Genomic DNA, 24,622 nt, shown 5'->3' with positions numbered 1-24,622 from the left:
TTTATTGATGGGAAAGCCGTGCAGCTTTTCCACCGCTGGCTCCGTTCATTGGCTTCGCGTAATTTACGCTTCTATGTCTCAGCTCTCCTTAACTGCCGGCCTGCTACTGCTTTCCGGGAGTGTACTGGCCCAAACGCCTACCCCTGCCCCTCGTCCTAACCCTATCCGGAGCACGCGAATGAGCATTCCCGTAGCCGGCCGTATTACTGATGCCGCTAGTGGCGAGGCCTTGCCCGGAGCCACCATCATCTTCCCTGACCTGAGGCAGGCCACGGTGACGGGCCCCGATGGTAGCTTTCAGTTTGCCAACCTGCCCCGTGGCCGGTTTCTGATGCAGGTGCGCTTTGTAAGCTACACCACCGTAGTGCGCACCGTGGACACCAGCACCGGTCAGACCCTGGACATAGCCCTCACCCCGGCCGAAACGGAAATCGGGCAGGTAATTGTGACGGGGGTTTCGGCGAGCACCGAAATGCGCCGCTCGCCCGTGCCTACCAACGTGGTGGATCAGACCCGCCTGCGACAGACGGCGGCCACCAACGCCGTGGATGCCATTGCGCACACGCCCGGCCTCAACCAGATTACCACCGGCGCGGCTATCAGCAAGCCCGTTATTCGGGGCCTGAGCTCGAACCGCGTCATCACGCTGAACAACGGGGCCAAGCAGGAAGGCCAGCAGTGGGGCGATGAGCACGGCATCGAGATTGACGAATTCAGCATTGATCGGGCCGAAATCATTAAGGGCCCCGGCTCCCTGCTATATGGCTCTGATGGCTTGGCGGGCGTTATCAATTTCCTACCCCCCGACCCCGTGGACGACGGCCGCATCCTGGGCTCTGTCACGGCGAATTACCAAACCAACAACTACCAGCAGGGCTACTCCCTCTGGAACGCGGGCAACCTGGGCGGCTTCAACTGGCAGGTGCGCGGCTCAGGCAAAGTAGCCGCCGACTACCGCAACCGCTACGATGGCCGCGTGTACAACTCCGGTTTCCGGGAGCTGAACGGCAGCGGCTACGTGGGCCTAAACAAAAGCTGGGGCTACTCTCACCTGACCTTCAACAGCTTCAACCAGATTCTGGGCCTGATTGAGGGCGAGCGGGATTCGCTGTCGGGCCGGTTTCTGAAAACAAACAGCCTGGGCGAGGAGGAAATCGTAACCGGCCGCGGCTTCTCGGGCTACGGGCTGGATGTGCCGCGTCAGCAGATTAACCACCTGCGCATCGGCACCGATAACAACTTCATTCTGGGCCAGCACCGCCTGACCCTGAACGTGGGCTGGCAACAGAACCTGCGCCGGGAGTTCGGCAACCCCGAAGATTACTACGAGAAGTCCCTGTTCTTTCAGCTACGCACCGTTGATTATGCTCTGCGCTGGTTTCTGCCGGAGCTGAACGGCTGGCATACCACGGTGGGCGTGAGCGGCATGCAGCAGCAAAACCGCAACAAGGGCGTCGAGTTCCTGATACCAGAGTACCGCCTGCTCGACGGGGGCCTGTTCGGCGTCACGAAGAAGACCTTCGGCAACCTGGACCTCAGTGGGGGCTTGCGTTACGACCTGCGCCGCATCACGGCCGATGCCCTCTCCCTCAACGAGGACGAGCAACCGGTTCCGGCCGGCGCTGGCGAAGAGAAGTTTCCGTACTTCCGGAGTACGTTCCGCAACGTGAGCGGGAGCGTGGGCGGCTCCTACAGCCTCGGCGAAACGTGGGTATTAAAAGCCAACGCCGCCCGCGGCTTCCGGGCGCCCAACATTGCTGAACTCGGCTCTAATGGCATTCACGAGGGCACTACCCGCTACGAAATCGGGGAGCCGGGCTTAAAGGCTGAAACCAGTTTTCAGCTGGATGGGGGCGTAAGCTTCAACTCCGACCACGTCAGCGTATCGGCCGATGTGTTCCGCAACCGCATCAGCAACTACATCTTCCCCCGGCGCATTTCGGCCGCCGATGGCTCCGACTCGCTGTCGGTGGACGGGGACCGGGTATTCCGCTACGGGCAGGGCGATGCGCGGCTGGCCGGCGGCGAAGTCAGCGTGGACATTCACCCTCACCCGCTGGACTGGCTACACTTTGAGAATACGTTTTCCATGGTGCGGGCCATGGAGTTCGACCAGCCCGCCGGGCAGAAAAACCTACCGTTTATCCCGGCCGACCGGCTGCAGTCGGAGTTGCGGGTAAACTTCCGGAAGGTAGGTAGCTCGCGCCTGCACAACCTGTACGCGCGGGCTACCATGGAGCACAATTTCGAGCAGAACCGCATCTTCTCCGCCTTCGACACCGAAACGCCTACCCCCGGCTACACGCTGTTTAATGCCGGACTCGGTACCGATGTAGTATCAGCGAAGGACCGGACGCTGTTTTCTATCTACCTGGCCGCCAACAACCTGTTTGACGTAGCCTACCAAAACCACCTGAGTCGGCTGAAGTACACGGCCGTCAACTACGCCACCGGCCGGGTGGGCGTGTTTAATATGGGCCGCACGCTGAGCGTGAAGCTGCTGATTCCGCTTTCCTTTAAGTAATTGGGTATCTTTCACGTAGTGGTTCGGGGTGAGCGTCCACCGCGAGCCGCCGCGTTATTCCCTCCGAACCACTGCGTGCAACCCTCATGGCCCACGACCACCACGACCATTCCCACCACCACCATCATGGCCCGCCCGCCGATGGCAACTTCAGCCAGGCCTTCAAGTGGGGTATTGTCCTGAACCTGGTTTTCGTGGCGGGCGAAGCGGCGGGTGGCTTCTGGGCTAACTCCTCGGCCTTGCTTTCCGATGCCGGGCACAACCTGTCGGATGTGCTGAGCCTGGCGCTGGCCTGGGGCGCGGCCCTGCTAGCCCAGCGGCAAGCCGCGGAGCGCTACACCTACGGCTACAAGGGCGCTACCATTCAGGCAGCCTTGTTGAACGCGGCGCTGCTGTACCTGGCCCTGGGCTTCATCCTGTGGGATACCATTGACCACCTGCGCAATCCGGCCCCCGTGAACGGCACGGTGGTAATGGGCTTGGCCGGCCTGGGCATTATAGTAAATGGCTTCACGGCCTGGCTGTTCCGCCACGGCCAGAAGGGTGATGTGAACGTGCGCGGCGCCTACCTGCACATGCTCACCGATATGCTCGTGTCGGTGGGGGTAGTGGTGGGCGGGGCGCTGGTGTATTTCACCGGCTGGCACTGGCTCGACCCGGCCATCAGCTTTGTTATTTTGGCGGTTATAGCCGTTAGCTCCTGGTCGTTGCTGCGCGAAACCGTGCAGCTGGGGCTGCAGGCCGCGCCCGCCGCTATTGAGGTGGCGGCCGTGCGCCGGTTCCTGCTCAGCCGCCCCGGCGTTACGGGCGTGCACGACCTGCACATCTGGCCCCTGAGCACCCAGGACACGGCCCTCACGGCCCACCTGGTGCGCCCCGGCGGCCAGAACGGCAATGTGTTTCTGCGGGAGCTGCAACACGACTTGCTCCACGAGTTCAACATCAGCCACTGCACCGTGCAGCTCGAGGACGACCTGCCCCTGATGGGCGCCCACGGCTGCTGCGACCAGCAGGTGGCGTAGGGAGCGAGGCTTGCCCCCGCCCGCCGGCCTGAGCTGGACTAATGTAATAAGGTTGCGCACACTGCACTGCATGAGGTGACAACCATCCGGCTGGTACCGCCTAATGGCGCGGACGGTGGGCGGGGACAAGCTCCGCGCCCTACTTGGTGCGGCTGGCGGGAACAAGCCCCACTCCCTACGTGATAACCGTAAATCTTCGTAATCTGCGGTTCCCAATTTCCACCGCATGCAAACTGCTACCCCTCCTACCCCACCCAAAGCCGCCGGACTGCTCAGCGCCATTGTGGTAGTAGCCGCCTTAGGCTACTTCGTTGATATCTACGACCTGATTCTGTTCAGTATCGTGCGGGTTGAAAGCCTGAAGGACCTCGGTATTACCGCCGCCGAGGCCGTCACGAACCAGGGCCTCTACCTGATTAATATGCAGATGGGCGGCATGCTGCTGGGCGGTATTCTGTGGGGCATTCTGGGCGATAAGCGGGGTAGGCTGTCGGTGCTGTTCGGCTCCATCCTGATTTACTCCCTGGCGAACCTGGCCAACGGCTTCGTGCAAACCATTGAGCAGTACGCCTGGCTGCGGCTGATTGCCGGCATTGGCCTGGCCGGCGAGCTGGGCGCGGGCATTACGCTGGTCTCCGAAACCCTACCCAAGGAAAAGCGCGGCTACGGCACCATGATTGTAGCCACCGTGGGCGTATCGGGGGCTATGCTGGCCTACTGGGTGGGCGAGAAGCTAGGGTGGCGCAATGCGTATTTTGTAGGCGGCGGCCTGGGGCTGGCCCTGCTGGCCTTGCGGGTGGGCGTGTACGAGTCGGGCATGTTCGAGCAAACCAAGAAAAGCGAAGTGGAGCGGGGCAACTTTCTGGCCTTGTTCACCAACCGGGCCCGGCTCATTCGCTACACCAAGTGCCTGCTCATTGGGGTGCCGCTCTGGTTTGTGGTGGGCATCCTGATTACGCTGGCCCCGGAGTTCAGCCGCGCCCTGGGTATCCAGCCGGCGGCCGGTCAGCAGACTGAAGTTACGGCCGGCCTGGCCGTGTTCTGGTGCTACTTTGGGCTGGTGTTCGGCGATTTTGCCAGTGGCACGCTCAGCCAGCTGCTGCGCAGCCGCAACCGGGCGCTGCAGCTGTTTCTGGCGTTCTGCGGCCTGATGGTGGGCGTGTACCTGTTCGGCGTCCGAGGCAGCTCCACCACCGTGTTTTATGCCATGTGCTTTGTGCTGGGCATTTCGGTAGGTTTCTGGGCGCTGTTCGTTACGGTGGCCGCCGAGCAGTTTGGCACCAACCTGCGGGCCACGGTAGCCACTACGGCTCCTAATTTCGCCCGGGGCTCGGTGGTGCTGCTGGTGCCCCTGTTTCAGGCCTTGCGTGGGCCGTTTGGGCTGGTTGGCAGCGCGGCTATTCTGGGCTTTGTCTCGCTGGCCGTGGCGTTCTGGGCCGTTGCTACCCTGCCGGAAAGCTTCAACAAAGATCTGGATTACGTGGAGCACTAAGCATTGGGCGGCGGCCGGAGGTAGCTTATTACGGAACTGTTGCGTAGAGGAGGAAAGCACACTTTTTTGCTATCATTATTTTTTCCCTTCTCTCCTACCCCTTACCACCTGTTGTATGCCTGCTCAACCAACTCAGAACAAGCCCATGTTCTACCCGCTGCACCACTTTGTGCTGCTGCCCGCGGCGCTGGTACTCACCCTCTACAGCATCCGCCGCTACCTGGCCGTGGCCGGCGACGACTCCGAGGTTTCGCGGCTGTGGTTTACGGTGATGCTGCTGGCTATTGTGGGGTTCGGTACGCTGGTGATGTTGCGCCAGCATTATGCCCTCACGCTGCAGGACCGCCTGATTCGGCTGGAAGTGCGGCAGCGCTACTTTGAGATTACCGGCCAGAGCCTGCGGCCCCTGGAGGCCCAACTGGAACTCAAGCAGCTGCTGGCCCTGCGCTTCGCCGGCGACGATGAGCTGCCGGGCTTGGTGCAGGCGGCCATCCGCGAAAAGCTTTCTTCCAAGGATATTCAGGCCCGGATTCAGGATTTTCACTTCGACCACATGCGCGTTTGAGAAGTAGGTAGGGGTAGCAAAAAACCGTCACCTGGATTTTTTGGCCGACTTTTGTGTTACTCCTTTCCGCCGCCACGCGCACCATTGCCGCCGTGGCGCTTCACCCAGCCCCTACCCCTATGATTCTCTACAACGTCACGACCAGCCTTGATCCGGAAATTGCCGAGCAGTGGGTGGACTACATGCGCGAAACCCACATGCCCGACGTTATGGCGACTGGCTTCTTCCTGAAAAGCCAGCTGTGCCGCCTGCTCAACGAAGAAGACAACGGCATCACCTACGCCGCCCAATACTATTGCGTGAGCCTGGAGCAGCTGGAGGAATACCAGCAGGTAGCCGCCCCCGCCCTGCGCGACGAAATCGAGAAGCACTTCGGTGGCCGCTACGCCTCCTTCCGCACCATGCTGGAAGTGGTAGACTAGCGGTTAAGTGTCATGGCGAGGGCACCGAAGCCATCCGTCCTGACCACCGTGCTACCCCTTGAAATGTGACAAGCCCTTGACGCCTACGCTGGTTTCAAGGGCTTGTCACGTTAGAGAGCTGGTCACGGAAGCGAGGAAGGATGGCGTCGTCGTACCTCCTCGCCATGACACCTCACTCAATCACTCATTTACTTGTTTACCACTTCACACTGATAAGCCAGCAGCTGCTCGGCGGTGAGGTTGCCGTTGTGCCACTCGGGGTCGAGGTTGGCGCCAATTTTCTTATAGAAGCCAATGGCCGGCTCGTTCCACTCCAGCACCTGCCATTTCATGCGGTTGGCGCCGGTGTGGCGGGCTTCGGCTACCACGGCATCAAACAGCCGCTTGCCGATGCCGGTGCCGCGCAGACTTTCGGTTACTACCAGGTCTTCGAGGTAGAGCATGCGGCCTTTCCAGGTAGAATACGCGGTGTAGTAGAGCGCAATGCCGATGATGCGGCCGCCCGGCTGCTCGGCCACGAAAAACTTGAAGATGGGCTCCGGCCCGAAACCGTCGCGCTGCATGTCGGCCAGGGTGTTCGTGACTTCGTGCGGGGCGCGCTCGTACTCGGCCAACTCCTGAATCAGGGCCAGCACCTGGGGCAAATCGGCCTCCTGGCCGCGGCGGATCGTGAGGTTTGACATAAAAGTAAAGGTAGCAGCCGGAAGGCGTTGACAGCGTAGCACGATGCACTACCTATCAGCTTATCAGATTACAACAAACAGCAACGCCCTTCCGCGGGAAGCAGAGGGGCGTTGCACAGGCGTGGTAGCAACCACAACCGAAATTACATAGTCGGCTGCATCTTCTTGATGTCCTCGGTGGCGTTTACCGCGTTGATTTCGCGGGTAGCCTCGTTGGCGGAAGGCGTTTTGCCACCGGTGGTATCGGGAGCGGCCGGAATGGGGGGCAGCGGCTCGGTTGCAATATCTTCATCCGATTTAATATCGGGGTTGCTGCACGAGGTAGCAGAGAGCAGCAGCGAGCCGGCCAGCAGACCGAACAGGAACGTTTTTTTCATATCTGAAAGCAAAAGAACAGAGGCAATTACGGGAGTTGCGGCCGCGAAGATACGGGAAATCAGTTGTGAGTTATCAGTTGCGAGTTGTCAGTATAGTCCTCATTTGCACTAACAACTCCAGACTGGCAACTAACAACTCACAACCGGCAACTCATTTCTTAAATGGCTTTACGTCCATGCTGTGGTAGGCGAAGGCCCAGATGTCGGCCCATTCCTCAATCTGGAGCTTGGTGCTTTTGCCGGCGCCGTGGCCCGCATTCACGTCCACCCGGATAAGTTGGGGGCGGGGGCCCGCGTCGGCGGCCTGCAGGGCGGCGGCAAACTTGAAGGAGTGCGCGGGCACTACCCGGTCGTCGTGGTCGGCGGTGGTAATAAGGGTAGCGGGGTAGCTGGTACCGGGCTTGAGCGTGTGCAGGGGCGAGAAGCGGTACAGGTTCTGGAACTGGTTGTAGTTATCGGAAGTACCGTACTCGGGGGCCCAGTTCCAGCCGATGGTAAACTTCTGGTAGCGCAGCATATCCATCACGCCCACGGCCGGGAAGGCTACGCCACAGAGGTCGGGGCGCTGGGTCATGGTAGCGCCTACCAGCAAACCGCCGTTGGAGCCGCCCGCCATGGCCAGCTTCTCGGTGGTGGTGTAGCCGGTTACTTTCAGGTACTCGGCGGCGGCAATAAAGTCGTCGAACACGTTCTGCTTATTGGGCGTCATGCCGGCCTGGTGCCAGGCCTCGCCATACTCGCCGCCACCCCGCAGGTTCGGAATGGCCAGCACCCCGCCATTCTCCAGCCACAGCATGCGCGCCACCGAGAAGCTGGGCGTGAGCGAAATATTGAACCCTCCGTAGGCGTAGAGGTAGGTAGGGTTCTTTCCGTCCAGCTTGATGCCCTTCTTGTGGGTGATGAACATCGGAATCTTCGTGCCATCCTTGCTGGCGAAGAAGACCTGATTGGTCACATAGTCCTCGGGCTTCACATCCACCTTGGGCGCCCGGAACACGGTGCTGGTGTTGGTAGCCAGGTCGTATTTATAGATGGTGGTGGGGTAGGTAAACGAGGTGAAGGCGTAGTACACCGATTTGGCGGTGCGCTTCCCCCCGAACCCGGCCGCCGTGCCAATTGCCGGCAGCGCCACATCGTGCTTGAACTCGCCCTTCTCGGTGTACACTTTTACCAGGGAGCTGGCGTCCTTGAGGTAGGACGCCACGAGGTAGCCGCCCACCTGGTCCACACCCTCCAGCTTGTTTTCGGTTTCGGGCAGCACCACTTTCCAGTTAGCTTCCTGGGGCTTTTTGGGGTCGATGAGGACCACGCGGTAGCGCGGGGCTTTGTAGTTGGTGCGCACCAGCAGCTGCCCGCCCACGTTGCCCACCACCGAGTTGTTGTACTCGTAGCTGCTGATAAGGGGCGTGAAGGTATTGGCCTGCTTGGGGTCGGTCAGGTCGCGGACGGCGAGGCGGTTGCCGTCGGCTTTGCCATCGGTGAGGTAGAGCACCAGAAACCGCTCGTCCTCGGTGGTGCCCACGGTGCGGAAGCCCAGGGGCATCTTGGGGTTTTCGTACACCAGCTTGTCGGCGCTCTGGGGCTTGCCGAGCTGGTGGTAGTACACCTTATGAAACTCGTTTTTGCCGGAAAGCTGGTTTTGGCCCTTCTTCGGGGCGTCGTAGCGGCTGTAGAAGAAACCATCCTTGTACCAGGCCGCGCCCGACACTTTCACCCAGTTCAACTCATCGGAGAGAGGCTGGCGAGTTTTGAGGTCCAGCACCTTCATCTGCTGCCAGTCGGAGCCGCCACCGGAGGTAGCGTAGGCCAGGTAGCGGTGGTCGTGGGAGAAGTAGGTGCCGGCCAAAGCCGTGGTACCATCCGCGGAAAACTTGTTGGGGTCGAGCAGCACGTCGGGCTGGCCTTCCTGACCGTTTTGCTGCACGTAGAGCACGGCCTGGTTCTGGAGGCCGTCGTTTTTGCTGAAGTAGAGCCGGCCGCCTTCTTCCTCGGGCACCCCAAACCGCTCGTAATTCCAGATAGTGGTGAGCCGCTCCCGGATTTTGTCGCGGAACGGAATCTGGCTCAGATAGCCAAACGTGACTTTATTCTGGGCTTCCAGCCAGGCCTTGGTTTCCGGCGAGTCGAGGTCTTCCAGCCAGCGGTAGGGGTCGGCCACGGTGGTGCCGAAATAATCGTCTTTAACGTTGCCTTTCTTAGACTCGGGGTATTGCACGGCGGAGGAAGATGAAGTAGTAGCCCTTTTAGCGGCGGCAGTTTCTGGCGCCGCAACAGCGCCCGACTGTGACGAGCGGCACGAAGCCAGCACGGCCAAGGCTAGTACGGGAACGAACAGTTTTTGCATGAGCATATGGTAGGAAGGGCCCCAAGATAGCTACCAAGCTCGAAGCAGCCCATGATGTATTAACATCTGAAACTGAAGGACCGTCATGTCGAGCTTGTCGAGACATCTCGTATGCTGATGTTGTAATAGTAGCTCAACGTCAGCACGCGAGATGTCTCGGCAAGCTCGACATGACGGTCTGAGAGGCGAATAGTTAGCACATCTTATTCAGTCGGCTGACATTGCCACTTGAGCCTAACCACTACTTTCCCCTACCTCTTTTTGCTGCCTCAAGGCTAGACTGTGCGCCTCTAAAACCGGCCCACCTTCGGAATCACCTGAATCAGGAAGCGTTTGTTGTCGCCCTCACGGCGGCCACTGTAGCGGCCGGTTCCGTAGAAGCCGCTACCCCCGATAATCAGCTCAATGCTGCGGTCCTGGCTGAAGTTCAAGCCGTTTTGCTTCCAGAGGTTCAGTAGGTTCAGGGCGCGGCGGTAGCTGAGCTGGTAGGTGGTTTGCTCCTCGCGGGCGTTGCGCGGGTCGCCTTGGGGGTAGCGGGCCGCCATGCCTTCCACAATCACGAGGTAGCGCACGGGCTGGTCGGTTTTAATGCTTTTGAGCACGGTGCGCAGGCGGCGGCCGGCTTGTAGCAAAGCCGGTTTGTAGCTGTCCTGAATTTCGTCGCGGCCAGCTTTGAACTGCACCGGCACCAGCAGCTCGTGCCGCTCGTTGGCGGGGTCGTAGCGGAAGTAGCGGCCCTCCAGTTGCTGCAGGGAGTTGCGGATTTTGGTAATCTGCTCCAGCTCGGCGGCTTTTACTTTCAGCTCGCCGTTGGCCTTTTTCAACTCCCCTTCCCGGTCCTTGAACAGCTTGAAGCTGTACACAAACAGCACCAGCATCACCACAAACAAGGACGTCATCAGGTCCACGTAGCTGGGCCAGAAGAAGTCGTTGCTTTGGCGGTTGTTGGAAGTGGAGTTGTTCATTTTTACAAAACTGTCATCCTGAGCGGAGCGAAGGACCTCTCCCGTGAGTAATTACTATTGGTAACGAAACGCAAGAGGTTCTTCGCTCCGCTCAGGATGACAAACGGGTGATAGTTACTGCGGCCGCACTCCCCCAAAGAGCTTATCCATAAACCGCTGGAAACGGTTTTTCGAGGTGGCCTTTACCAGCACCGTGTTCAGGTTGGAAAGCTCACTTAATAGTTTGGCCTGAATCTGCGAGTCCAGCTCAATTTTGCGCAGCAGCTCGCGCTGGGTGGCCGTGACGTCGCGGCTGAGGTCGGCTTGTTGGGTGTTGAGGTTCTGGAAGGGCTCCAACTGTTTCAGCAGCTTGTCGAAGACATTGTCGGCGTTAAGCTTGTCGAAGTATTGCTGCCATTTCTCGTAGGCTAGCTGGGCTTGGCGCTCGTTGTAAGCCAGGCGCTGGTTCATCACGTCGGCGAGGCCTACCCCGGCCTGGTCGATGTGCTGCTCGGCGCGGTCCTTGAGGTTGCGCAGCTCTACCTGGTGCTTCTGGAAGAAGTCGAGCATGAGCTGCACCGAGTTATTGTTGCCCCCGATGTACTGGCCCAGGTCATTGATGCCTTTCTCGAAACCGCGCAGCCGGTCCAGGATGCTGTTCACGCTCTGCGCCGACTGGTAGCCGTTCTGCAGCATCTCGTTCAGCCGCTGCTGGTAGCCGGTGAAGGCCGCAAACATCTCCGCCGACTCGCGCACCTTCTCGAACACCAGAATGTTGGCGGCGGCCATTTTGTCGTAGCCAATGGTATCAAGCCGCTCCAGGAAATCACTCTGCACCCGGATGTTCTGGGTTACCTTGTCCATGAGCGGGTTGAACAGCTCCACCTGGCCCACAAACTGCTGGTTAAACGCATCCAGCACCGATTTCAGGTTGGTGAGCGAGCTGGCCATATCGGCGTGCAGCACCGGTAGCAGGCGGGCCTGCAGGAAGGTATAGTACTGGTTCTGGAGCCGGTCGAGCTGCTGACGGGCCTGGCGCAGCACGCCGTTGCCGAGCAGGGTCAGGAGCAGGCCCACGAAGGAGCCCGTCATGGCAATGAGCACGCCCGTCAGGAAAGGAGTCAGGGCGTTTTCATCGGATACGCCGTTGCGGGCAATCCCCACCAAACCCAGGATTACGCCCAGGAAGGTACCCAGCAGCCCCAGGTACAGGGGCGTAGCCACGGTGGCCTGCACCTCGTTGTCCAGTACCTCGCTCTGCCGCTCCGATATGTCTTTCAAAATGCCAAAATCGGCCGCCGCGCCTTTATTGTGGCGCAGGTAGTCGTTGGTGTCGAGCAAGATTTCCTGAAACTCCGGCGAGGCATTTTCGGCCTTTACCAAGCTGGTAGCAAAGGATTCAGGCGGGGCATCGGCGGCGTATTCGGGCAGGTCGCGGCCATCGGGTAGCACGATGCGGTGCTCCACGCGCAGCGTTTCCTTGGGCGGATACAGGGCCGCCAGCCGCAGCGCGTTGGCCCTGGTGCGCAGAAACGTGCGGATCTGCAGGCCCACCACCACGGCCACTACGGCTACTTCGAGAATGATTTCAAGCATACAATCGTAAATAACGCCATTCTTGCCCTGTCATCCTGACGAAGGAAGGACCTTATTACGGCCGAACGGTCGATGTACGATGCTCGTTCAGCCGTAATAAGGTCCTTCGCTGCGCTCAGGATGACAAAGAGGGTTTACTCAAACCGGATGGCGGCCTTCTGCTCAATCTGCCAGGCGCCGGCTACTTTGCGCAGTACGCCTTCTTCTTCCGTTACGATGCGGGTAACCGGGCCGCTGGGCTGCTGGTACTTGCAGGCTTCGCGCAGGGAATACTGGGCGCTCTGGATGGCATAGGCGTGCACGGCGGGGTTGGCGGTTACGCTGAACGTAGCCAGCTCGGGCCACTGCGGGTCAAGATAGATTTCGTAGATGCTGTCGTGCTGGGGCTCGTCGCTAAAATCGTACTCGCTGAACGCGCCGTTCACGGGCACCTTCACGTAGCGCGTCTGGGGCTGATTGGCAGGGTTTGGCGCGACCGGGGGGGTAGGCAACTGCACGGACGGCACCAAGCTCTCAAACTCCTCCTGGGAAGAAGCGGAAGACGTGTCGGTGGTTGACCGGGGCGGCACCGCCGACATCTCGGCGGGCTGGGCGGGCGCGGCATACACGGCCGCCACAGGCGCGGAAACGGGCGCGACTACCGGCGCCGGAGGTTCGGGGGTTGCCTGGGGGGTAGCGGGCGGAGCTACCGCCGGAGCCGGGTTTGAGGGAACGGCAGGGGTAGCCCGCTCGGGGGCCGCAGCAGAAAGTTGCCCCCGCAGCTTCTGGAGCTCCTCCTCCACCCGCTGCTGTACCAGCTTTTCCACTTGCTGCTGCTGAGCCGGCGTGAGGCGGTCAGCAGCGGCAACTGACGAACCGGCAGTTCGGGCACTCCCACCAGCTGGGGAATTCTGCAGGGCCAGAATTTCGTCGCGGCGCTTGTCGATGCGGGCGCTTAGCTCCTTCTGGAAGGCTCCGATGTTGCGGCGCATCAGGGCATACAGCACGAGGCTCAGCAAGGACAGAATCAGGGCCAGCGGACCGAAAAACTTGTTCATCAGGCTTTCTCCGGCTCCGGTGTTCGTTTGGGTAACGGGGGTAGCAACGCCGGCCTCGTCGAGGCCCGCATCGCCGGGAACGGCGGCCGTAGCCTCGTCGGTGGCAGCGGTGGTATCTACCGTTTCGGGAGGCGCTTCTGCTGCGGCTAGTTCGCCGATAGGCGTACCATTGTCAACGTAGTTTTTCAGGGCCGTTTCCAAGCTCGTCACGCCCTGCAGCCGCGCCGCATTGCCCTTGCGGGCCGGAGACGTGCGCAGTCGGTTGATGATTTCGCGCACCAGAGTTTGCAGGCGGGAATTGTCAGACCCCAGCCCTTTGTACATCCCACCTTTCACTTCCAGCGGCTGATACAGCGCCGAGTACACCCGCTGGTTATCCGATTTGATGCTGTTTTCCAGCGCCTTCAGCGTGCCGCCGCACTGCAGCTGACTTTTCAGCTCCGGGTGGCCGGTATCTTCATACACGAACCGGGCAGTAGCGCACCAAATCTGCACCTTCCGCTCCTCCAGCGTCGGCTGACCGAGGGGAGTTTGGGCAAGGGCGCCCGCCGCCAGAAGCAGCAGGCCGGAGAGTAAAGAGGCGGCGCGACGGGAAAGGGTCATAGGGTGTTGGTTGGAAAGTTCGGACTGAAGCCGGAGCTAAATCTAGTTTCTATTGGGAATAGCAAAACGTACCTGGGTTTTCTGACCGCCATAATCAATGTCATGCCTGATCTGGCGTCCGCGCAGTCGAAGCATCTCTACCGCTGGCTAGCTCTCTGTGAGGACGAAGCGGTAGAGATGCTTCGACTGCGCGGACGCCAGATCAGGCATGACAAAAACTTCTCAGTTTGATTTACGCCTGCAGCTCGCGGCTCAGGTTGTACAGCGCCTGTTTCAACGGCAGGAAGAACAGGGTTTCCGGCAGAGTTTCGTCGGAGGAAAGCTGGCGCTGGAACTGGTGCAGGCCCAGGCTTAGGCTGTCCTCGATTTCACGCTGCAAAATGTCTTTCACGCGCTGACGGTCCACGTCTACACCCACTTCGCGCAAGTACGGCGCTACTTCGTCGCCTTCGAGCACGAGGGTGAGGTAGTTCCGCACGTTTTCCAGCACCTGGTCTTTCAGGGCGGCATCTACCTGGTTCAGTTTCAGGCGCTGCTGGTTGAGCTCGGTGCCTTCCACGGCGCCGCTGTACTTCACCGGCTTAATGCTGTCGTAGTCCGCTGTGTTCGACTTCTCTTCGAAAAGCACACCGCCGTTGGTAGTGGCTTCTTTGGGGTTGTCGGCCAGGATAACGCGGAAGTTGTGGGGCGGCTCGGTGCCAGTTACGGCGTGGAAGATGGCCTTCGTAATCTTCTCAATGGCTACCAGAGAGCTACCACCGGCCAATAAGCGCAGGTAGAGGCTGCCTTTGCCGGAGAAGCAGAGGTAGCGCGGCGTTTTCAGGCCGAGGTGTTTAGTGAGCTGCGCCGTGTGGTAGATGATGCTGGTGTAGTGCAAGTAGAACAGCACCCGCAGCTGCCGGCCCTTGCCGAGGCCAAGTGCCTGGGTAAAGCGCAGCGCATCATCGTATTTGAACAGCAGGCTGGTTACGTCAGCAGACCCAAAGTCGGTGTTGCTGAGGGCAGCGCGCAGGTAGCCTTTGTACTCCTGATTTTGCTCGGAATCGGGCAGGCTTTCCACGTGGCCTACGCCGAGGCGGAGCAAGCCGTTCTGCTTGGGCGCGCCCTGCACGCGGGCGTACCCGTCGCCCCACAGGTCGTCGCCGGCGAAGCGGAATGAGGTGCTGTAGGCCGGCTTCTGGTCGGCAAAGAGCAGCAAGTCAGTGGTACCGCCGCCGATGTCGATGTTCACCACGTTTTCGTCGCGGTTGGGCACTACCTGGTTGGTGGCGGTGAGGTAGTAATACGGCGCTACCGATTCGGTGAGGCAGATGGTGGGGCGGCGGGCCTTGAACACCTGCTGGAACGACTCGTCCCAGACCTGCTGGAACTGGTTGCGCAGGAAGCCATCGAAGCTCAGCGGCGCAAACCACACCACCCGGGTATCCTCCAGAATACCGCCGTGCAGCGCCGCCTTGTGGCGGAGCAGCAGCAGGATTTCCTTGAAGAAGGCCTCAATGCGTGACACGCCCTGCGGATCCAGTTCCGCTGACCATTTCAGGTTGGTAATGAAGCGGTTCTGGGGCAGCTCCGAAGCGTTTTCGGTGTTAATGCTGAAGCCGATGTTGATGTTGCTAAGCACCTTGGCGGGCTCATTGGCAAACGACGTGGTTTCGCAAACGGCCGTCCGGATCGGGAATTCATACACCGAGCCGCCTTCGCCCACAAACGAGGGCACAAACTCGCGGTTCTGGAGCGTAGCAATGTAAGTCCAGATCTGGCCGGCGCCGGTGCGGTAGCGCTGGGCGGCCGAAAGGCCCGCATCGGCCACTGGGGCGTGCAGCCACTCCACTTGCACATCGGCCTCGCCAATGGTCAGGGGGCGGGGGTGCGCGGTCGGTGAATCGGCGTAGGCAATGTGAGTGTTAGTGGTACCAAAATCCACCGCGAAGGTGAAGCGGCGGGTACCGCGGTCCAGCTCACGCCAGCGTGGCACGAACAGGCCCCGGGCCGGCTCGGCCCCAATGGTGGCGGGCGGGCAGGTCAGTTCTACCAGGTCGAAGTGGGTACCCGTTACCTCATAATAGGTGCTACCGGCGGTAGCCATGCTCTTCTGGGTACGCTCGTAGCGGGTGGCCCGGCGGGCGGCGCCCTGCTCCGTAATACGCTCCCCGTTCACGAAGAACTGCAGGTCGTAGCGGCGGCTGAGCATGGTGGGCGAGTTGTCGGCGTCCACCAGCATCACCTTGTAGAGGTCGTTGTACTCGGGCTGGTAGCGCACCTTGTAGAAGGGGAACACGCCCACGCCCACGGTGGCCTTCACAATGCGGCCCTTCTCCAGAATCTCGCGGCCCTGAGCGTCCTTCGGGTTTTGCGGATTGGTGTAGTAGCTGCGCTCAAACGTGATAAAGCGTCCTGCCTGTACCGGCACCCGCAGTTGCACGCGCACGTGGCTGAGGTCGATGGTGAAGGTGAGCAGCTCGGCCAGTTCGTTCTCCGTGAAATACTCGAAGAAGGCTTGCTTCAGCGGCAGCAGGTAGGGGAAACGCGCCCGCCCCTGCCCATCGGCCCCGTACTGGAACGTGACTTTGCCGGTGTGGAAGCGCTGGGTGTTTAGCTCATAAGGTAGTTCTACCAGCGAGTCTTCCAGCAAGTCGCCAACCGTGAGGTAGGGATACTTGAAGCCTTTGCCGGGCAGCACGCGGTTTTCCAGCGCTACCTCATCGTAGTACGGTACCGGGGTGCGGTCGTCCCAAGGCTGGCCGTTGAGGTAATTAGCGCCGGGCATCGTGAGGTTCGGGCGCAACACCAGTGGCCTAGGCCGACCAGCAATGGCCTCCCGAGTGGGCTGAATGAACAGGTCGGAGCTGGTCACGGCCGACTGGTCGGCGCGGCCAGGCAGCGGCACATTCTTCACGCTTACCAGGTTGCCGTGCACATCTACCAACGCGGGGTAGCGGGCAGCAAACTGCTGGGCGCTCCGGTCGCCCTGCATCTGTAGCTGATTGATTTTGCTACGGTCAAGGCCAGCGTACACGCTGCCGGCAAACTCGCGGCGCTGCAGCTGCGGGTAGGCCAGGAACAGCTCGTACACGAACTCGCGGAACTGCGGGTCACGGTCTTCGAGCAGCACGGTTTGCTTGTCGAAGTAGTGGCCGCGGGCCTGGGGGCGCTCCAGGTCCAGGGGCTTCACTTCGGGGCCAGTGAACAGGATGGTCAGCGGCGAGGTACCGCCCAGTAGGCGCGTGCCGCCCGCCAACTCCGGCGACTCATAGTACACCAGGTACATGTCGGTGAAGTCGCGGAACCGCTCGTCCTGCATGTATAACTGCAAGGTTTCGCCCAGCAGGCGCGTGCCCTCCTCTTGCCGCATCCGGCGAATTTCGGCCTCCGCGTTCCAGCGGCGCAGCGTAATTTTGCGGCCAGCCTGGGTGTAGAGATGGTAGTTGTAAAGCAACTCCAATAGGTCCCAGAAGTGGGTCGTCAGCTCGTGGTACACCGAGCCGGGGTTGCGCTGCCCTTCGCGGGCCAGGAAGTCGAAGGCCGTTTCAAACAGGTGCATCCGCGCAAACGGCGTTGGGATGCTCACGGCCAGATTGCGGGACTTCCCCCCTGCCGGGTCCGTCACGGTATTGATTTCGGTGCTCGTTACCGGCGCCGTTTTCTGCCAGCCTTGAACTTGCTGGGAGCCATTATTATGTAAGCGAAGGACTTTGGCCATATGCTGCTGGAATCTATTCTAGAAAGCTAGTTCCCCTTCTCAGTTGAGGAGAGGTTAGGGGTGGTTGACAAGCCTAGGCATTACCACTAGGCCTGTCATGCTGAGCGGAGCCGAAGCATCTCTACTGCTTCGTAAAACGATTAGAGTTACCCTCGGTAGAAATGCTTCGACTTCGCTCAGCATGACGTTCTTTTGAATTGCATACTGGCCTAGCGAAGCAGCTAAACAACATCAGCAACGGAGTCAACCACCCCAGCCACCGCTTTGCGGCAGCGTCCCCTCCTCATCTGAGGAGGGGAGGTTCTGTTCTTACACCACTTTTATCTTCTCCTCAAACGCCTTGTCGGTCACATCATAGAACAGCTCCAGCATCTTGCGGAAGTTGTCGGGTTCCTGGATGGACTTCTCGGTTTTGTTGAGGTTGTCGAGGAGGTAGTTGTGGCTGAGGCCTTTATTGAAGAAGTCGTTCCACTTCTTCTCGACGGGCTTACCGAGGATCATGGCGTTGAAGTCGTCGGTTTGCAGGTCGAAGGGACGGAAAGAGCGACGGTTCTGGGCCAGTTCCTGCAGCCACTGATCTACGCCCGAGTCGGGGCTGTGCAGGAAGTTGTTCAGCTCCCGGAAGATGGGCTCGTTGCGCATGGCGTAGTCCAGCTTCAGGTTGTCGGCGTAGGGCGCTTTGTCGGTGGGCAGGTGCTGCTTGTGGTAGCGCGTGAAGTACAGGAACTGCGTGAGCTGCTTGGCAATGATTTCGCGCGACTCATCGGGCAGGTGGCTGAACTGGATTTCCGGCGCATCGGCCTGTAGGCCATACTCGTGGAAGTGGGGGCCTCCGGTGCGCAGCTCGGTGGGCGAGTAACGCATGAAGTCCACGATGCTCAGGGCGGCCAGCAGCTCAATTACGTGGGCTTTATTTTTCTGCTGGGTGCCGCCGGGCTGGTTTTCGTAGGGCGTATCGGGCGTATCGGCGAGGTAGTACAGTGCGTCGAGGCCCTGGAGGTTGTGCTCGTAGTAGCTGAGCGCCGCCTTGGTTTTCGTCAGGAAGTTGTTGGAGTCGATGACGGCATTGTCTTCGCTTTGGAGAGCGAAGTACGGCATTACCGTCACGGCACCCGTAGGTGCGTCGCGCAGATAGCGGGCGTTGCTGAGGCGGGTGTTGGTATCCTTCAGGTTCTTGAGCATGAGCGGGAAGCCCGCTGCACCCGTACCCCCGAAGATGCTCGACACAAAGAACACCCGGTCGCCATCCTGAAAGTTATCGGCGAAAAACCGCATTTCGGGGCTTTCCACTAGCTTATTCAGCACAATGCTACCCACGTTCGGGGAACCGCGGAAACCAATAGTCAGGGGGCTTTCGAGGTTATCCTGGGTGAAGAGCAAATCTACGAGGCCCTTAGAATCCACCGATAGACCATCGTAGCTCAGGTACTGCCGGAAGCTCTGGTTGATGCCACCGAAGTCGAAAATGAAGGTGTCCTTAACGGAGCCGTTCACATCCTGTGAAATGCCGCTCAGGGTACTGATATCGGTTTTGAAGAAACCTTCTTCGCGGGGGCCGAGGCGCTTGTAAATCTGCTGGTAGCTCTGCAGCAGCTGCACCGTGCGGTTCATGTCGCCGTTGTGCGCGTCGGGGTCAATGATGATGGGTACTACCCGGTCGCAGTTGGGCAGGTCAACGCCCGCGGCCAGCAGCATGGTGAGCGAGCGAATCACGCGGGAGCCCGTGCCGCCAATACCGAATAAAAACAGTTTAGCCATGAAGGAGGAACTTAGGGACTTGGGGCTTAGGGACTTGGTTTTGTATCCTAAGAACTCAGTCGAAAATAACATCAACCCAGCTCCTAAGTCCTCAAGTCCCTACATACCTAGAAAGGTGTCGTGCTGGCGTTGGTGGAGCCTTTGCGCAGAATCAGGGAGAGGATGAAAAACCAGAACAGGCCCAGGATGGCGTTCCAGGTAGCCAGCCAGTAAATGTAGCTGTGGTCGGTAACCTGCTGAGCGTGGGCCTGACTAATGGCCAGACCAAAAGCAATAAGTCCGTTTATAACCAGGAAAATTGCCCAGTGCCGGCCCTTGTTAAAGGTGGCAACGCCCATTGCCCGGTTGATGACATAGTAGAAAATCACGACCAGCGCGAGCGAAATGCCGATGTTCAACAAGCCGATGTTAGGGAATACGACGTCGCGGTACACAGGCGTATCGGCGGGTGGTTGCGGGGCCCCGATAATTTCGTAGAGGAAGCGGAACAGTGCTTTCATGGAAGGACGTTGCGCGAAGCGGCACTTCGCGAAGGGTTGAACGATGGGGGTTGAGCGAAATTGTAGGGGTAGGCGCCCGCCGGCTTTTCGGCGTTGAGGCCGCGCACTGTCATATGGTTGAACGAAAATCGTTCCAACTGGTACAAGCAGCCGCAGCCGTTTCCTGCCAGAAAACAACTGGCGACTTCTTACTCAGCGGGTTGCAGGGTCATCGGCAGCTCAAAAATCGGGCGCTTCTCTCCTTCCTGCTGCTCCAGACCATCCAGCAGGGAGCTTAAGGCGAAGGTTTTGGGCGCGGGAGTGGCGTCGTTCTTGGTGGTCCACTGGGCTACCCAGGCCGGGCGCTGGTCTTGGAGGCGCAGCACGAGGGGGCGGGCCGCTTTGGGCTGCCGGGTCAGGCCTACCTTGGCAAAGTGGGTGAACCTGCTTTCCGGGCCGCTGCTGGCTTTGGTTTGGCTGGTGGCGGCAAATACGTCGAGCAGCTTAGCATCGGTATCTACGCCTTGGAGTTTGAGGTTTTGCTTGAGGTAGGCCACGTCGCGGTACTGGCCAGGCAGGCCGCTTAAGTCGAGGCCCACTACAAACTCTACGGGCTGTTGGGCCGAGGCTTCCGCTACGGATATCACCCGGTAGGTATCGGCAGTGCGCTTGCTGGCCCCGGCGTCGCCGTAGTACCAACTGCCTTTGTTCTGGAACTTGTTGAGCGCCGAATACACCGGCTGCGGATATGTCACTCCAAAGTGGACCTGCTTGGCTGGCTGCTGTTCCAGCAGGGCCGCATCGAACTGCCGCACGGCGCTGGCGGGGCCCACAACCCAGATGTAGTAAGGAATTTCGGTGTCGCAGCAGTTGGTTTTCTTGCCCGCTGCTTTCAGAGCCGGATAATAGGTACCGCGGAAATCCGACGTGTAGCCGTACACCGACACCGCCAAGTCCGACTTCTGGCCGCTGCGGGCCAGGGCGTCGGCAATGTCGGTTTTGATGTAAGGAATGGCCCCGGCGTTTTTCGGGGAGTAGATAAAGTCCGAAATGAGCACGCTCACGGTGCCGGGCCGGTAGTAGTTGGTCATCAGCGTATCGAGCACCGAGGGAATATCGGTGCTCTTGGCGGGCTGCTGAATGCCGTTGCGTACCGTGCCGGAAATGGCCGGGTAGGAATCCTTATAAGGCCGCTCCTTGATGCGGTAAAATGTCTTCTGCCGGGCGGCAGTGCTACGGTTTACCTCCGAAAGAAACTGTGCTACGTGCTGCTGAAACTTGGTATTCTCGCCCCCTACCCCGGTTTTTGGCATGAACCCTTCCATGGAGCCCGATACTTCCAGGAACACGTTCACGGCCTGCAGGGGCTGCGCGTTTGGGCCAGCAGCAGGGGTAGGCGTGCCCTCCGGCGTGCGGGCCGGAACCGCGCCGGGCGCTTCGGTGGGCGTCCCGTCTTGGGGTACTTCAACGGCTCCCTCCTCCGACTTCATATCGGAGCGGGAATAGCAGCCGGGCAACAGAGCCAGGGCAAGGCCCAAAGCGGGCAACAGGCGGGAAAAAGAAGGTAGGTGGCGCATCGGGCTAAAGTAACGACAATCTGCCCTCACCGGATACATTGAGAGGAACGGAGTAGCGGAGTAACTGCGTAATGGCTATAGATTACAGCACGATTACTCCGTTACTCCCTTACTCGTCCTTAGCTGTAGTCGATTTCCGTGTTGTCGCCGATGTTGAGGCTGTGGCGGGTGCCTTTGAACAGGGCGTCGGAGCCGACGATGCAGTCGTGCATGACGGCCGAGCGCAGCTCGGAGTAGGAGCCGATAATGGATTCGCTCAGGATGGTGTTCTTGACGATGGTCCGGTCGCCGATGGCCACGTTGGGCCCAATGATGGAGCCCGAAATCTGACAGTCTTTCCCGATGCTGACGGGCGGGATGATGATGGTATCGGGAAACTCGGGAAACTCGCGGCGCTTCAGGAACTCGGGGCGGTTGAGCAGGCGGGCGTTGGCTTCCAGCAGGCTGTCTTTGCGGCCGCAGTCAAACCAGTTATCCACGGGCGTGGTCACCATCTCGGCCCCGTCCTGAATCATGAGCATGAGGGCGTCGGTGAGCTGAAACTCGCCGTGGGTGCGCTGGTCCTGCTCCACGATGCGCTCCAGGGCCGAGGCCAGCCAGTCGGGGTTGGCGATTTTGTAGAGGCCTACCAGCGCGTAGTTCGACTTCGGGATGCGGGGCTTTTCCACCACTTTGGTTACGCGGCCGTTTGCCCCGGTTTCTACTAGCCCAAACAAGGAGGGCGTCTTTACTTCCTTCACGGCCAGCACGTTGCCGGGCGTGCGCATCATCTCCGGCAGGTCGATGTCCACGATGGTATCGCCGAGCAGGATCAGGATGCCTTCCTGCTCGTAGCGAAACTGCTCGCGGGCCAGCCAGAGGGCGTGGGCAATGCCCTCGCGCGGCTCCTGAATCACGAACGAAACGCGCAGCTGCGGGTACTCGCGGCGCACGTAGCTTTCTACTTTCTCGCCCAGGTAGCCAATGATAAACACAAATTCCTGCACGCCGGCTTCCACCAGCCGATCAATGATGTGACCCAGAATGGTATTGCCGGCCACGGGCACCAGTGTTTTGGGTTGGGTGTGCGTGTGGGGGCGTAAGCGTGAGCCGATGCCGGCTACGGGAATGACTGCTTTCATGCGCAAGGAAAATCGGGGGAGCACCGACGCGCAAAATACGGAATCGTGCCGGAGCACGACCTATCACAACCGCACGGGCTTGAATTCGTACTTTGCTGCGGTGAAATGGTGAAGCAACAAACGCGGTATTTGGTTTCAGGAAATCCGTTTGCCGGGACCAATCCTGCTTTTGTGAATTTCTATTTCATCATAACTCTCCTTCATTTTCACCTCTCCCAACCACTCATGAAACGTTTTCTGCTCTATTTCGCCGGTCTGGTGCTGCTGCTTTCGCAGTCCTCGTGCGGCTATAACTCCATGGTTCAGAAAGACCAGGCTGTAAAAGCCCAGTGGGCCAACGTGCAAAGCGCCTACCAGCGTCGTTCTGATCTGATTCCGAATTTGGTAAACACCGTGAAGGGCGCCGCCAACTTCGAGAAATCGACACTGACGGATGTGGTAAACGCCCGGGCCAAGGCCTCCAGCGTGCAGTTGAATGCCGATCAGCTGACGCCCGAAAACATTCAGCGCTTCCAGGAGGCGCAAAGCCAGCTCAGCAGCGGCCTGGGCCGGTTGCTGGCCGTATCGGAAAACTACCCCGAGCTGAAAGCCAATGCCAATTTCCAGGAGCTGCAGGCCCAGATTGAGGGCACGGAAAACCGTATCAACGTGGAGCGCAACAAGTTCAACACCGTCACGAACGACTACAATGGCTACGTGAAGAGCTTCCCGAACAACCTGTTTGCCGGTATGTTCGGCTTTGCTGAGAAGCCCTACTTCGAGGCCGACGCCGCTTCGCAGAAAGCCCCTACCGTACAGTTTTAAGCTGGTTGGTTGGGGACTTGGGGACTTCGGCACGCGAGAATACTCCGCCATTGCGGCGTTATTTCCTTACGTTTCGCAGTCCCCAAGCCCCTAAAATTCCCCCAAGTCCCCAACAACCACCCATGACCAATCCTCTTACCCCTGAGCAGGAAGCGGCCTTGGTAGCCGCCATCCGGCAAGCCGAGCTGCGCACCTCCGGCGAAATCCGGGTGCACCTGGAAGATACCTGCCCTACCCCCGAGCCGCTCGACCGGGCCGCTCAGGTGTTTGCCGAGCTGGGCATGCACCGCACCGCCCAGCGCAACGGCGTACTGTTTTACCTGGCCTGGCAGAGCCGGCAGTTTGCCGTTATCGGCGACGCGGGCATTAACGCCGCCGTGCCCGACGACTTCTGGGAAACCGCTAAGGAATCGGTGCTGCAGCAGTTTCGGGCCGATAAATATGCCGCCGGGCTGGAGCAGGGCATCCGAATGGTAGGCGAACAGCTCCGCCGCTACTTTCCGTATAACGCGGCCAACGACCAGAACGAGCTCGACGACTCGATTTCGTTTGGCAGCACTCCGCCCCCGTCTCCGCGCGCATGAAGCTGACGCCCTTTTCTGTACCTCTCCCTAGTACCTGGCTCCGGAACGCGCTGCTGGTCTTGCTGCTGGTGCTTACCCAACTAGCGGGCCGGGCCCAGAACGTACCGCCCCGCCCTACCCCTCCCCGCCTCGTGAATGACCTGGCCGGCATGCTGCGCCCCGATGAGGCCGCCCAGCTGGAGCGCAAGCTGGTGGCTTATAACGACTCTACTTCCTCGCAGATTGCGGTAGTAACCGTGCCCAGCCTCGGCGACTACGACATTTTTGATTATGCCCAGCAGCTCTACCAAACCTGGGGCATTGGGCAGAAAAGCAACAACAACGGCATTCTGCTGCTCATTGCCCAGCAGGAACACAAGGCCCGCATTCATACCGGCTACGGGCTGGAGGGGGCCGTGCCCGACGCGCTGGCCAAGCGTATTATTTCTAACACCATTGTTCCGGCTTTTCAGCAGGAGCAGTACTACGCCGGCCTCGACCGCGCTACCGATCAGCTGATTGCCCTGGCCAAAGGCGAATACAAAGCCGACCCCGCCACCCAGCCCCAGGCCCGCCGCCGCTCCAGTGATGACAGCGGCTCGGGCTGGACGTTCTGGCTGATTATTGGGGTGCTGCTGCTGTTTATCCTGCTGCGCAACCGCGGGGGCGGGGGCGGCGGGGGCTACGGCCGGCGCAACCGCGGCTTCGGGGGCACCTTCATCCCGCCCATCATTTTCGGCGACTTCAGCGGCGGCCGCGGCGTGTTTGGCGGTGGCTTCGGGGGTGGTGGTGGCGACAGTGGCGGCTTTGGCGGCTTCGGCGGAGGTAGCTCCGGCGGCGGCGGCGCCTCCGGCGACTGGTAACCGGTACTACAGTCAGGTATTCATAAAAGCAGCCCCCGCACCACTTGGCGCAGGGGCTGCTTTTTTATAGAACTACGCGCCTAAACCTACAGGCCGTTTATAGCCGGTTCAGGATAGATGCTAGATAAAATCTGTTCAGGCCCGAACC

The 24,622-nt window shown here is 60.0% G+C and carries 19 protein-coding genes; 8 read left to right on the top strand and 11 right to left on the bottom strand.

Annotated elements, in window-relative coordinates; translation table 11 throughout:
* Positions 1-73 precede the first annotated feature (73 nt).
* From GGU46_RS14815 to GGU46_RS14795, 5 genes are all read left to right on the top strand, one after another.
* The gene (locus GGU46_RS14815) at positions 74-2,524 is read left to right on the top strand and encodes a TonB-dependent receptor (RefSeq protein WP_183404354.1); all 2,451 of its coding nucleotides are present in this window, start codon (positions 74-76) and stop codon (positions 2,522-2,524) included.
* Positions 2,525-2,610: 86 nt separating this feature from the next.
* A complete protein-coding gene (locus GGU46_RS14810) occupies positions 2,611-3,546 on the top strand; it encodes a cation diffusion facilitator family transporter (RefSeq protein WP_139924821.1) in 936 nt (311 codons plus the stop codon).
* A 226-nt stretch (positions 3,547-3,772) separates the two neighbouring features.
* Entirely contained in the window at positions 3,773-5,038 is a 1,266-nt protein-coding gene (locus tag GGU46_RS14805) for an MFS transporter (protein WP_183404353.1), read from the top strand.
* Positions 5,039-5,153: 115 nt separating this feature from the next.
* Positions 5,154-5,603 carry a DUF6526 family protein gene (locus GGU46_RS14800; protein ID WP_183404352.1) on the top strand — a complete coding sequence of 150 codons (450 nt, stop codon included), beginning with the start codon at positions 5,154-5,156 and terminating at the stop codon, positions 5,601-5,603.
* A gap of 53 nt (positions 5,604-5,656) precedes the next feature.
* On the top strand, positions 5,657-6,025 hold the full coding sequence (locus GGU46_RS14795; RefSeq protein WP_317171924.1) for a DUF4286 family protein: 369 nt from the start codon (positions 5,657-5,659) through the stop codon (positions 6,023-6,025).
* A gap of 188 nt (positions 6,026-6,213) precedes the next feature.
* Here GGU46_RS14795 and GGU46_RS14790 read toward each other — a convergent pair whose 3' ends face one another.
* The 11 genes from GGU46_RS14790 to GGU46_RS14740 form a co-directional block, all read right to left on the bottom strand.
* Positions 6,214-6,708: a GNAT family N-acetyltransferase gene (locus GGU46_RS14790; RefSeq protein ID WP_183404351.1), complete on the bottom strand. Its 495-nt coding sequence runs from the start codon at positions 6,706-6,708 to the stop codon at positions 6,214-6,216.
* A gap of 143 nt (positions 6,709-6,851) precedes the next feature.
* Complete coding sequence (locus GGU46_RS14785) at positions 6,852-7,085, bottom strand: hypothetical protein (protein WP_183404350.1); 234 nt, start codon at positions 7,083-7,085, stop codon at positions 6,852-6,854.
* Between the two features lie 151 nt (positions 7,086-7,236).
* Positions 7,237-9,429 (bottom strand): prolyl oligopeptidase family serine peptidase, encoded by a 2,193-nt coding sequence (locus GGU46_RS14780; protein WP_183404349.1) that lies wholly within the window; start codon positions 9,427-9,429, stop codon positions 7,237-7,239.
* A 290-nt stretch (positions 9,430-9,719) separates the two neighbouring features.
* Positions 9,720-10,394, bottom strand: coding sequence for a hypothetical protein (locus tag GGU46_RS14775; protein WP_183404348.1), 675 nt, complete (start codon positions 10,392-10,394; stop codon positions 9,720-9,722).
* 114 nt (positions 10,395-10,508) lie between these two features.
* Entirely contained in the window at positions 10,509-11,969 is a 1,461-nt protein-coding gene (locus GGU46_RS14770) for a hypothetical protein (RefSeq protein WP_183404347.1), read from the bottom strand.
* A 134-nt stretch (positions 11,970-12,103) separates the two neighbouring features.
* Complete coding sequence (locus GGU46_RS14765; protein ID WP_183404346.1) at positions 12,104-13,609, bottom strand: hypothetical protein; 1,506 nt, start codon at positions 13,607-13,609, stop codon at positions 12,104-12,106.
* Between the two features lie 232 nt (positions 13,610-13,841).
* Positions 13,842-17,309, bottom strand: a complete 3,468-nt coding sequence (locus tag GGU46_RS14760) for a hypothetical protein (RefSeq protein WP_183404345.1) — start codon at positions 17,307-17,309, stop codon at positions 13,842-13,844.
* A 309-nt stretch (positions 17,310-17,618) separates the two neighbouring features.
* The gene (locus tag GGU46_RS14755) at positions 17,619-19,067 is read right to left on the bottom strand and encodes a hypothetical protein (protein WP_183404344.1); all 1,449 of its coding nucleotides are present in this window, start codon (positions 19,065-19,067) and stop codon (positions 17,619-17,621) included.
* Positions 19,068-19,174: 107 nt separating this feature from the next.
* On the bottom strand, positions 19,175-19,567 hold the full coding sequence (locus GGU46_RS14750; RefSeq protein ID WP_183404343.1) for a hypothetical protein: 393 nt from the start codon (positions 19,565-19,567) through the stop codon (positions 19,175-19,177).
* 188 nt (positions 19,568-19,755) lie between these two features.
* Positions 19,756-21,123, bottom strand: coding sequence for a hypothetical protein (locus tag GGU46_RS14745; RefSeq protein ID WP_183404342.1), 1,368 nt, complete (start codon positions 21,121-21,123; stop codon positions 19,756-19,758).
* Positions 21,124-21,242: 119 nt separating this feature from the next.
* The gene (locus GGU46_RS14740; RefSeq protein WP_183404341.1) at positions 21,243-22,244 is read right to left on the bottom strand and encodes a sugar phosphate nucleotidyltransferase; all 1,002 of its coding nucleotides are present in this window, start codon (positions 22,242-22,244) and stop codon (positions 21,243-21,245) included.
* 225 nt (positions 22,245-22,469) lie between these two features.
* On the opposite strand from GGU46_RS14740, the gene GGU46_RS14735 reads away from it, so the two are divergent.
* The 3 genes from GGU46_RS14735 to GGU46_RS14725 all read left to right on the top strand — a co-directional run bounded on the left by GGU46_RS14735 (position 22,470) and on the right by GGU46_RS14725 (position 24,474).
* Entirely contained in the window at positions 22,470-23,048 is a 579-nt protein-coding gene (locus GGU46_RS14735) for a LemA family protein (protein ID WP_110978908.1), read from the top strand.
* A 122-nt stretch (positions 23,049-23,170) separates the two neighbouring features.
* Entirely contained in the window at positions 23,171-23,632 is a 462-nt protein-coding gene (locus GGU46_RS14730; protein WP_183404340.1) for a TPM domain-containing protein, read from the top strand.
* Positions 23,629-24,474, top strand: coding sequence for a TPM domain-containing protein (locus GGU46_RS14725; protein WP_183404339.1), 846 nt, complete (start codon positions 23,629-23,631; stop codon positions 24,472-24,474). Before GGU46_RS14730 ends, GGU46_RS14725 begins: the two co-directional genes overlap by 4 nt.
* Positions 24,475-24,622 lie beyond the last annotated feature (148 nt).

Source organism: Hymenobacter latericoloratus (assembly GCF_014199535.1).
GTDB classification, from domain to species: Bacteria; Bacteroidota; Bacteroidia; order Cytophagales; family Hymenobacteraceae; genus Hymenobacter; species Hymenobacter latericoloratus.
The sequence above is the reverse complement of the archived record's forward strand: the minus strand, read 5'-3'. Positions and strand labels throughout refer to the sequence as shown.

Bases quoted from the DNA above. Each gene is read 5' to 3' on its own strand.
- GGU46_RS14815 (WP_183404354.1), top strand. From the start codon at position 74: ATGTCTCAGCTCTCCTTAACTGCCGGCCTGCTACTGCTTTCCGGGAGT.
- GGU46_RS14810 (WP_139924821.1), top strand. From the start codon at position 2,611: ATGGCCCACGACCACCACGACCATTCCCACCACCACCATCATGGCCCG.
- GGU46_RS14805 (WP_183404353.1), top strand. From the start codon at position 3,773: ATGCAAACTGCTACCCCTCCTACCCCACCCAAAGCCGCCGGACTGCTC.
- GGU46_RS14800 (WP_183404352.1), top strand. From the start codon at position 5,154: ATGCCTGCTCAACCAACTCAGAACAAGCCCATGTTCTACCCGCTGCAC.
- GGU46_RS14790 (WP_183404351.1), bottom strand. From the start codon at position 6,708: ATGTCAAACCTCACGATCCGCCGCGGCCAGGAGGCCGATTTGCCCCAG.
- GGU46_RS14785 (WP_183404350.1), bottom strand. From the start codon at position 7,085: ATGAAAAAAACGTTCCTGTTCGGTCTGCTGGCCGGCTCGCTGCTGCTC.
- GGU46_RS14780 (WP_183404349.1), bottom strand. From the start codon at position 9,429: ATGCAAAAACTGTTCGTTCCCGTACTAGCCTTGGCCGTGCTGGCTTCG.
- GGU46_RS14775 (WP_183404348.1), bottom strand. From the start codon at position 10,394: ATGAACAACTCCACTTCCAACAACCGCCAAAGCAACGACTTCTTCTGG.
- GGU46_RS14770 (WP_183404347.1), bottom strand. From the start codon at position 11,969: ATGCTTGAAATCATTCTCGAAGTAGCCGTAGTGGCCGTGGTGGTGGGC.
- GGU46_RS14765 (WP_183404346.1), bottom strand. From the start codon at position 13,609: ATGACCCTTTCCCGTCGCGCCGCCTCTTTACTCTCCGGCCTGCTGCTT.
- GGU46_RS14760 (WP_183404345.1), bottom strand. From the start codon at position 17,309: ATGGCCAAAGTCCTTCGCTTACATAATAATGGCTCCCAGCAAGTTCAA.
- GGU46_RS14755 (WP_183404344.1), bottom strand. From the start codon at position 19,067: ATGGCTAAACTGTTTTTATTCGGTATTGGCGGCACGGGCTCCCGCGTG.
- GGU46_RS14750 (WP_183404343.1), bottom strand. From the start codon at position 19,567: ATGAAAGCACTGTTCCGCTTCCTCTACGAAATTATCGGGGCCCCGCAA.
- GGU46_RS14745 (WP_183404342.1), bottom strand. From the start codon at position 21,123: ATGCGCCACCTACCTTCTTTTTCCCGCCTGTTGCCCGCTTTGGGCCTT.
- GGU46_RS14740 (WP_183404341.1), bottom strand. From the start codon at position 22,244: ATGAAAGCAGTCATTCCCGTAGCCGGCATCGGCTCACGCTTACGCCCC.
- GGU46_RS14735 (WP_110978908.1), top strand. From the start codon at position 22,470: ATGAAACGTTTTCTGCTCTATTTCGCCGGTCTGGTGCTGCTGCTTTCG.
- GGU46_RS14730 (WP_183404340.1), top strand. From the start codon at position 23,171: ATGACCAATCCTCTTACCCCTGAGCAGGAAGCGGCCTTGGTAGCCGCC.
- GGU46_RS14725 (WP_183404339.1), top strand. From the start codon at position 23,629: ATGAAGCTGACGCCCTTTTCTGTACCTCTCCCTAGTACCTGGCTCCGG.